Source organism: Hydrogenophaga sp. 70-12 (assembly GCF_001897365.1).
Lineage (GTDB): Bacteria > Pseudomonadota > Gammaproteobacteria > Burkholderiales > Burkholderiaceae_C > Hydrogenophaga > Hydrogenophaga borbori.
In genome coordinates, this window is the sequence record NZ_MKSS01000297.1 from 1 (window position 1) to 8,163 (window position 8,163).

Genomic DNA, 8,163 nt, shown 5'->3' on the forward strand with positions numbered 1-8,163 from the left:
CCTTGTCCATGGTGATGGCCGCCGTGGACGCCGGCCTGGGCAGCAGCCTGCAGCCCTACGCTGCCGTGCACGGCGTCCCCGATGCGCAGCAGCGCCTGCGCCTATCGCTCATCGACGACGCCCAGGTGCGTCGCACCAACCTGCTGTGCAGCTTGAGCGAGGACGAGCTCTCGCCCGCCGCCCTGGCCACGCGCGTGGTGGTGGTGGACTGCGTCAAGCGCCTCATCGGGGGCGGTGCCTGGCCCGGCACGCGCCTCTGGTCGTCAGACAGGCTTCACAAAGACTGATACCCCCATGCCAGGCGCCCGCTTCCCGGCGAAGCGGCACCAGCCTAGAGTGCGGCCATCGCCGGCGGAAGGCCGCTGGCGGCTTTCCCGCGAGGCTGGTTTGGAACCCGATGTCCTGGTCATCGGCGGTGGCAACGCCGCCCTGTGTGCCGCGCTCATGGCGCGCGAAGCGGGCGCCAGCGTGCTGCTGCTCGAAGCCGCGCCGCGCGCCTGGCGCGGCGGCAATTCCGCCCACACGCGCAACCTGCGCTGCATGCACGATGCGCCGCAGGACGTGCTGGTCGACGCCTACCCCGAAGAGGAGTTCTGGCAGGACCTGCTCAAGGTCACCGGCGGCATCACCAACGAACACCTCGCGCGCCTGACCATCCGCGCGTCGTCGACTTGCCGCGACTGGATGCGCCGCCACGGCGTGCACTTCCAGCCGCCGCTCTCGGGCGCGCTGCACGTGGCGCGCACCAACGCCTTTTTCATGGGCGGCGGCAAGGCGCTGGTCAACGCCTACTACCGCAGCGCCGAGCGCCTGGGCGTGGCGGTGCGATACGAAGCGCCCGTCGAGCGCCTCGAGCTCGAGGACGGCCGCTTCGTCGCCGCCCACCTGCGCGGTGGCGAACGCATCGCCGCGCGCGCCTGCGTGCTGGCGGCCGGTGGCTTCGAGTCCAACCACGACTGGCTGCGCGAGGCCTGGGGCCAGAACGGGCGCGGTGAATGGCCGGCCGACAACTTCCTCATCCGCGGCACCGCCTTCAACCAGGGCGTTCTGCTCAGGCACATGCTCGACGACCACCGCGCCGACCGTGTCGGTGACCCGACGCAGGCCCACATGGTTGCCATCGACGCGCGGGCCCCGCTGTACGACGGCGGCATCTGCACGCGCATCGATTGCGTCTCGCTGGGCGTGGTCGTCAACCGCGAGGCGCACCGCTTCTACGACGAGGGCGAGGACTTCTGGCCCAAGCGCTACGCCATCTGGGGCCGGCTGGTGGCCCAGCAGCCGGGGCAGATCGCCTATTCCATCATCGACAGCCAGGCCATCGGCCGCTTCATGCCGCCCGTGTTCCCCGGCGCAAAGGCCGACAGCCTGCCCGAACTCGCGCGCCGGCTCGGCCTGGACGAGACCACCTTCATGCAGACCCTGAGCCAGTACAACGCCGCCTGCCGTGTCGGCCATTTCGACCACGCCGCCCTCGACGATTGCCACACCGAGGGCGTGTCGCCCGCCAAGACGCACTGGGCCCGGCCCATCGACACGGCCCCGTTCTATGGCTACGCACTGCGCCCCGGCGTCACCTTCACCTACCTGGGCCTCAAGACCGACGACACCGCCGCCGTGCGCTTCCATGACCGGGCCAGCGAGAACCTCTTCGTGGCCGGCGAGATGATGGCCGGCAACGTGCTGGGCAAGGGCTACACGGCCGGCGTGGGCATGTCCATCGGCACCGCCTTCGGGCGCATCGCGGGCACGAACGCGGCCGCCGCCGCCATGAAAAAGGGAGCGCGACATGCAGTCGCTTGAGGCCCTCACGCGCGACGCGCGCGCCCTGGCTCAGGGTGAGGCCGTGCCGGCCACGGGCCCGGAGGCCGAGGTCGCGCGCCAGCTCCAGATCTGCAACGCCTGCCGCTACTGCGAGGGCTTCTGCGCGGTCTTCCCGGCCATGACGCGCCGGCTCGAATTCCCCAAGGCCGACGTGCACTTCCTGGCCAACCTCTGCCACAACTGCGGCGCCTGCCTGCACGCCTGCCAGTACGCGCCGCCGCACGACTTCGCGATCAACGTCCCCAAGGCCATGGCCCAGGTGCGCGGCCAGACCTACGCCGACTACGCCTGGCCGCCCGCGCTGGGCCGGCTCTACCAGCGCAATGGCCTCGTGCTGTCGGTGGCACTGGCGCTGGGCCTGGCGCTGTTCCTGCTGCTGGCCGCGGCCTTGCAGGGCTCGCTGTGGGCCGGCGCGCCACGCGGCGACTTCTACCGCGTCTTCCCGCACCAGCTGCTCGTGGGCATCTTCCTGCCGGTGTTCGCCTTCGTGGTCTTCGCGCTCGGCATGGGCGTGCGCCGCTTCTGGCGCGACATCAAACCGGTGACCGGGGGGGTGGATGTGGCGGCCCCCGCCGCCGCCGAGGCCACGCACAACGTGCTGCGCCTGAAGTACCTGGACGGCGGCCACGGCGAGGGCTGCCCCAACGAGGACGACGCCTACACCCTGTCGCGGCGGCGTTTCCACCACCTCAGCTTCTACGGCTTCCTGTTGTGCTTCGCGGCCACCAGTGTGGGCACGCTGTACCACTACCTGTTCGGCTGGGTCGCGCCCTACGACCTGCCCAGCCTGCCCAAGCTGCTGGGTGGCGCGGGCGGTGCGATGCTGGTGCTGGGCACGGCGGGCCTGTGGCGCCTGAACCGCCGGCGCGATCCCGCGCACGGCGACCGGGCGCAGAAGCCCATGGACCTGGGCTTCATCGCGCTGCTGTTCCTCACCGCCCTGACGGGCCTGCTGCTCTGGTGGGGGCGCGGTACGCCCGCGATGACCGTGCTGCTGTGCGCGCACCTGGGCGCGGTGATGGCGCTGTTCGCCACGCTGCCGTATGGCAAGTTCGCGCACGGCGTGTTCCGCACGGCGGCGCTGCTGCGGTTTGCGGTGGAGAAGCGCTTGCCGAATCCGGTGGGGCTGGGGGCGGACTGAGGGCCGGGCCGCTGCCTGCGGGCGCGGGCGCGGCTGGCGCCCGTATGGCGCGGCGCCTCACGGTCGGCTGTCGACGAGCCAGGCCACGGCGCGGCGCGCGAGCGGCGCCATGACCAGCACCACGGGAAACGCCACCACCCAGGCGGTCAGCCAGGCGCTGGTCCACAGGCCAGCGAAGCCCTGAACGAAGCCGACGGCCCGGTAGGTGGAGATGCCGGACACCAGCAGGGACATGAGGCCCGACAGGATGAAGCCGAAGAGAACCGGGGCGTATTTCGCGGGAAGCATCGAGGGGTCTCCATGGGGGACAGCGCTCAGGCCGGCACCGCCACGCGGTTCAGGCTCTGGGCGAAGTGTCGGCCAAACAGTCGCGCGGTCTTGATGTCGCCCGGCACGAAGGCGTCTGCCGGGGCCGAGTGGCCGGCCTGGGCCATCAGCCCCGACCAGGAGCCCAGCCGGTTGGCGGCCTCGTCGTAGGGCACGCCGCTGTGCTGCTCGGGCAGGATCGGGTTGCCCATCCACAGCATGCCGTGCTGCATGCTGAAGACGAACATCGACAGCAGGGTCGACTGCTTGTCCCCCGACGGCAGCGAGGACACGGTGAAGCCCGCGGCGAGCTTGCCCCTGAGTTGCTGCGTGCGCCAGAGGCGGCCGGTCGAATCCATGAAACCCTTGAACGGGGCGGATACGCCGCCCAGGTAGGTCGGCGAACCGAAGATGAAACCGTCGTAGCCGATCAGATCGTCGGGCGTGCGCGCGATGTCGTCGGCCTTGACGAGGCGGGCGTCGACGCCGCCGACCTCCTGCGCGCCGATGCGCACCAGGCGGGCGATGTGTTCGGTGTGGCCGTGGGCGCTGTGGTAAATGATGGCGAGTGTGCTCATGGGTGAGGCTCCAGGACGTGGAGGGACTTCGGGTGGTGGAGGGCCTTCGTCGAGAAATCCCGATCGATGAAGGCGCGGATCAGTGAGACGCGGCCAGGGCCGCGGCCGCCAGGTACAGGCCGGCACCGAACACGGCGTGGTTGGCCAGGTTGCGCAGGCAGTTCTTCAGCGGCGTGGGCGTCTTCAGGGCCAGGAAGCCGGCGCCCATGGCGGGCTGCATCACGAGCCAGGGAGCGGCCACGGTGGCGAGCCCGAACACCAGGGCCGGCAGGACCGTTGGCTGCGCCAGCCAGTCCGGGCCCAGCGCGGCGATGAGCAGCGCGGCGTAGGCGATGCCGACGAGGTAGTGGGTGAGCCAGCCCAGGCCGCGCTCAAAGGGCAGGGGCGGGGCCTTGGCGATGGCCGCGTGGGCGAACCGCCCCCGGGCGATGTGCCCCACCCAGCGACCGACCATGGCGAAGCCCGCGGTGGGCACGCCCAGGCGCGCCAGGACCAGCAGCCAGACGTCCATCACGGCCGTGGCGCCAATGCCGATGAGAACGGTGTGTGCGATGAGGGGCAGGGAAGGCATGGGGATCTCCAGGAATCGATTGACTTTTTGATGCGGTGGAGAAAGCATAGAAGTTGAAGTCAACTTCAAGTCAAGCGGTTTTTATGGACATCTCGGAAGTCGCCAAGCAATCCGGCGTGGCCGCCTCGGCGCTGCGCTACTACGAGCGCAAGGGGCTCATCCGTTCCCTGGCGTCCGCCGGGGCGCGGCGCCGCTTCTCGCCGGCGGTGCTGGACCAGCTGGCGCTCATCGCCCTGGGTCAGGCGGCGGGGTTCTCGCTGGACGAGATCCGGGAGATGTTCACGCCCGGTGGCGCGCCCCGCATCGACCGGGCCATGCTGTCGTCCAAGGCCGACGAACTCGAGCGCATGGTCAAGCGCCTGAAGGCCATGGCCGAGGGCCTGCGGCACGCCGCGGCCTGCCCTGCGCCGAGCCACGCGCAGTGCCCTTCGTTCCAGCGCCTGCTCAAGGCCGCGTCGGCTGGCGCGCTGGAGAACCGTCAGCGGTACCGGCCGCTGCGCCACGGCGAATGAGCCGCATCAGCCGACGGGGACGGCGGCGCGTGCGCAAGCTTGATGCGCATCAACATCGGCGGGTGGCACCGGACTAGATTGTGTCTCTTGGGTCAAGGCAGTCGCCCACGGTCGAGGCGGTCCACGGGCCCTGGAAAGGGGTGCGTATGCGGAACATGTTGCGCGAACCGGTGGCGATTGCCGGCGTCGGGTGTTCGCGATTCGGTGACCTGCTCAGCACGCCCGGTCTGAAGGGACTGAGCCTGCAGGAGCTGACCGCCACAGCGGTGAAGGAGGCCCTCGACGACGCCGGGCTGAGCGGCCAGGACGTCGACGCGGTGTTCGCCGGCAATGCCATGGTGCACAGCTCGCAGGTGCCGGGCACCTATACCCAGCTCGCGAAATGGACCGGAACGCAGTTCAAGGCCGGCGTGCATTTCGAGGCGCAGTGCTCGACCACCAGCGTTGGCGCGGCGATGGCGGCGATGGCGGTGGCGGCCGGGGTCTATGACGTCTGCCTGGTCTATGGCCTCGAGACCACGCGCACCAAGGTGAAGGGCTACAGCCCCTACGAGCGCGAGCCGATCAGCCACCAGCAGACCTGGCTCTGGACCGACATGGCGGTAAATCAGGCCTATGGCGTGCCGCAGGGCTACGACATCTTCTCCACCTACAACGGCCTGGTCGCGCTCGGCTACTGCCGCAAGTACGGCATCTCGATCGAGGACTACGACCGCGGCATGTTCGAGCTCTGCCGCACGCGGCGGCTGCACGGTTCGATGAACCCGAAGGCGAACGTGCAGGAGACCCTGGAAGCGAAGGCCGCGTCCGAAGGCTTCTCCGATCCCTACGATCTCTGGCGGTCCGACCAGCACAACCCCTTCGTCGCCTGGCCGTCGCGGCTGATGAGTCTGGTCACGACCGCCGACGGCGCGTCGGCGCTGGTGATCGCGCGGCCCGGGGCCTTGCGCGGTGCCAAGGCGGCGCCGATCGGCTTCAAAGGCTTCGGCATCTGCTACAGCGACCTGCCCTGGTATGGCGAGGACCCCACGCAGTGGGAGTTCGATCGGCGCGCCTGCCAGGCGGCGATGGACATGGCGGGCATCAAGGCCCGCGACCTCGGCTACCTGCACACGCACGACTGCTCGCACATCTCCGGGCTTTGCACGGCGGAGATGATCGGCTACCTGAAGGCCGGCGAAGGCTTGACGGCGGCGCGCGAGGGTCGCCTCCGGTTCGACGGCGATCGGCCGATGTCCACGCACGGGGGCCGGCACGCCTTCGGGCACGCCTGGGGCGCGAGCGCGGGCTCCGACATCTACGAGGCCGCGCTGCAGATGCGCGGCCAGGCGGGCCGGCGCCAGATGCCGAAGCGGCCCGAGGTCGCCATGATCCACACGCATGGCTACGCGATGATCAGCACCGCGGTTGTTCTGGGAGCCATTTGACATGAGCAACGAAGAGACCCGCCCCAGCGCGATCCGCTGGTACTACGAGGGGCTGAAGGAAGGTGTGTTTCGCGCCATGCGGTGCAGCACCTGCGGCCAGTTGACGTTCCCGCCCACGGGATGCTGCGAGCACTGCGGCAGTTGGTCGGTCGAGGGCGCCGAGATCAGCGGCGAGGGCACGCTGCTCTTCGCGACGCACAACATCGCGCCGGCCTGCCACCCGCGCTTCGAGGCGATCGCACCGTATGTCTACGGCCATATCCGGCTGAAGGAAGGCAACATCGTCCAGGCGATCGTGCTGGGCGTGGAGGCGGTGCCGGACCAGTTGCACGCGCTGTTCAAGCGTGGCCCGGTGCCGGTGAAGGCCGAGACGCTGACGATGCAGGACCTGCCGGTGCTGGCGTTTCGGCTCGCCGGCTGACGCGGGCACGGCTGCGCCGGGCGCTCAGTCCCGGCAGTAGCCCTCGCCGGTCCGGACCTTCAGGCAGTCCTTCTTGCCGGCCAGCCACTTCATGCCCGTCTGCTCGCCGTTGCTGGCGCGCAGGACTTCCTGCTTTCCATCGCGTTCGAACTCGATCGCATCACCCACCGCCATGCCGACGAAGGTTCGCGGCCCATCCAGGTTCTGCACGGTGACGTCGTAGTGGCCGTTGCCGCCCGTGATGCGGACGAAGGTCCCTTCCGGACCGTTCCACTGACCGATCCACTGGTCGGTGCTGGGGGCGGGGGGCGGGGCCGGCGCCGGGCTTGGCGCCGGTGATGCGGGGGCCGTCGGAGCGGCGGTGTCGCGGTCCCCGCAGGCCGCGAGCGACAGGGCCAGCGCAAGGGCCGCTATCAGATGCCATGGCGTTGACGTGTTCATGGGAACAGTGTGCCGTGGTGTCCGCCGGATGAGAAGCCAAAGCCGCTCGCGTTGCTGGTTCATCCGTTGACCATGCGGTTCAGAGTCCTTGCTCCCACAACATCTAGACTGCCGCGCTTCGCGGGGTGTGCCTTGTGCATGCTCAATGTAGTGCTATTGTTTTCATAGGGGGCGATTCAGTGAACCGACATCAGGGAACGGTAGGGAACGCGGCACTGGTCTTGGCCGGTTTGGCCACCAGTGGCCTGTCGCAGGCGGCCAGCTTCACGGCGTCCAACGAAGCGGAACTGATCGCGGCGATCCATGCGGCCAACGCGAGCGCCGACCCGAGTTCCACGATCGGCCTGATCGGCTCCTTCACTGTCACGGCGACGCTGCCACCGATCCGAGGGAACGTGGCCCTCTCGCCCAGCGGCGGCACCTTGACGGTGGAGTCTGCTGCCGGGGCCGGGCTGACGTTCGAAGCCGGTGCGAGCTATGGCACCCTCGGCGGATTGCAGGTGGGGCAAACGGCGGGCACCGCGGGCGCATTGACCGTTCAGGGCGCGGGCACCTCGGTGACGTCGACCGTGCTGCAGGGAGTGTCCGGGCAGGCCCGCATCCGAGTGCTGGACGGGGGCTTCCTTGCCTCGACCGGACCCTCCGGCATGCGCTTTGGGGGTACCTCGGCCACGGTGTCCAGCGGTGGCATCGCCGATGTGCTCGTCAGCGGTGCCGGCTCGAGACTGCGCTCCTCGGTCCTGTATATCCATCAGCGCGGCACGCTGGAGGTGTCCGACGGCGGCGCGTTGGAGGGGGCGGTGCTGCATCTGGGCTCCATGCCCGGCGGTTTCACAGGTCTGGTCACGGGGACTGGCTCCAGGCTCGCGTCGACCACCGCCACCATCAACTTGGGCGCGTCGGGCTCGGCCACGCTGACCGTGGCCGACGGTGCGGTGGTCT

Annotated in this window: 10 protein-coding genes and 1 pseudogene; 7 read left to right on the forward strand and 4 right to left on the reverse strand. The window is 69.7% G+C overall.

The window, feature by feature from the left end; genetic code table 11:
- The 3 genes and pseudogenes from BGO22_RS15995 to tcuB form a co-directional block, all read left to right on the forward strand.
- A pseudogene (locus BGO22_RS15995) lies at positions 1-287 on the forward strand (LysR family transcriptional regulator); the annotation flags it as partial.
- A gap of 100 nt (positions 288-387) precedes the next feature.
- Positions 388-1,803 (forward strand): FAD-dependent tricarballylate dehydrogenase TcuA, encoded by a 1,416-nt coding sequence (gene tcuA, locus BGO22_RS16000; protein ID WP_286851699.1) that lies wholly within the window; start codon positions 388-390, stop codon positions 1,801-1,803.
- The gene (tcuB, locus tag BGO22_RS16005) at positions 1,790-2,965 is read left to right on the forward strand and encodes a tricarballylate utilization 4Fe-4S protein TcuB (protein WP_286851701.1); all 1,176 of its coding nucleotides are present in this window, start codon (positions 1,790-1,792) and stop codon (positions 2,963-2,965) included. The genes tcuA and tcuB overlap by 14 nt, the downstream gene beginning before the upstream one ends.
- A 57-nt stretch (positions 2,966-3,022) precedes the next feature.
- Here tcuB and BGO22_RS16010 read toward each other — a convergent pair whose 3' ends face one another.
- The 3 genes from BGO22_RS16010 to BGO22_RS16020 form a co-directional block, all read right to left on the reverse strand.
- Entirely contained in the window at positions 3,023-3,253 is a 231-nt protein-coding gene (locus BGO22_RS16010) for a DUF2798 domain-containing protein (RefSeq protein WP_286851704.1), read from the reverse strand.
- A 26-nt stretch (positions 3,254-3,279) separates the two neighbouring features.
- Positions 3,280-3,849 carry a flavodoxin family protein gene (locus BGO22_RS16015; RefSeq protein WP_286851705.1) on the reverse strand — a complete coding sequence of 190 codons (570 nt, stop codon included), beginning with the start codon at positions 3,847-3,849 and terminating at the stop codon, positions 3,280-3,282.
- A 79-nt stretch (positions 3,850-3,928) separates the two neighbouring features.
- Positions 3,929-4,420, reverse strand: coding sequence for a DUF2938 domain-containing protein (locus BGO22_RS16020; protein WP_286851706.1), 492 nt, complete (start codon positions 4,418-4,420; stop codon positions 3,929-3,931).
- Positions 4,421-4,503: 83 nt separating this feature from the next.
- Between BGO22_RS16020 and BGO22_RS16025 the strand changes: the two genes are divergently transcribed.
- The 3 genes from BGO22_RS16025 (at position 4,504) to BGO22_RS16035 (ending at position 6,780) form a co-directional block, all read left to right on the forward strand.
- Complete coding sequence (locus BGO22_RS16025) at positions 4,504-4,932, forward strand: helix-turn-helix domain-containing protein (RefSeq protein WP_204743507.1); 429 nt, start codon at positions 4,504-4,506, stop codon at positions 4,930-4,932.
- A gap of 155 nt (positions 4,933-5,087) precedes the next feature.
- Positions 5,088-6,359: a thiolase family protein gene (locus BGO22_RS16030; RefSeq protein WP_286851709.1), complete on the forward strand. Its 1,272-nt coding sequence runs from the start codon at positions 5,088-5,090 to the stop codon at positions 6,357-6,359.
- Between the two features lies 1 nt (position 6,360).
- Positions 6,361-6,780 (forward strand): Zn-ribbon domain-containing OB-fold protein, encoded by a 420-nt coding sequence (locus tag BGO22_RS16035; protein ID WP_204743506.1) that lies wholly within the window; start codon positions 6,361-6,363, stop codon positions 6,778-6,780.
- Between the two features lie 24 nt (positions 6,781-6,804).
- Here the strand turns inward: BGO22_RS16035 and BGO22_RS16040 are convergent, their stop codons facing one another.
- Positions 6,805-7,221, reverse strand: coding sequence for a hypothetical protein (locus tag BGO22_RS16040; protein WP_286851712.1), 417 nt, complete (start codon positions 7,219-7,221; stop codon positions 6,805-6,807).
- Between the two features lie 179 nt (positions 7,222-7,400).
- Here BGO22_RS16040 and BGO22_RS16045 point away from each other — a divergent pair.
- The coding region (locus BGO22_RS16045; RefSeq protein WP_502686474.1) for a hypothetical protein at positions 7,401-8,163 on the forward strand (763 nt) is incomplete at its 3' end.